The sequence below is a fragment of the Lentzea aerocolonigenes genome, from assembly GCF_000955955.1.
Lineage (GTDB): Bacteria > Actinomycetota > Actinomycetes > Mycobacteriales > Pseudonocardiaceae > Lentzea > Lentzea aerocolonigenes_A.
In genome coordinates this window covers 1-264 of sequence record NZ_JYJG01000496.1, presented here as the reverse complement: position 1 = coordinate 264, position 264 = coordinate 1, and the positions used below count along the sequence as shown (strand labels likewise).

Annotated in this window: 1 protein-coding gene; it reads right to left on the bottom strand. The window is 64.8% G+C overall.

The window, feature by feature from the left end:
- A partial coding sequence (locus UK23_RS44735; RefSeq protein WP_045317927.1) for a glycoside hydrolase family 48 protein occupies positions 1-264 on the bottom strand: 264 nt, incomplete at both ends.

Below are 264 nucleotides of genomic sequence, written 5' to 3'. Positions count from 1 at the left end.
CCGTTGGGGCCACCGTGCTTGAACGTGTCGCACGACGGCTGCGGGATCGTCTCCCACACCGACTCCGACGAACCGCGCTGATAAGTGTTGATGTACGCCGGAGCCGTCGTGCCGTCACCGCACCGGCCGAAACCGTAGGTGTTGTCGACGTCCAGCAGCCAGTGCATGCCGTAGATGTCATCCGTGCCGTACGCGGACTTCAGCTCCGCCGCGATCGGATCCTGACCGACCGGAGTTCCCGAGTCCAGCTGGGACGGGTACTTG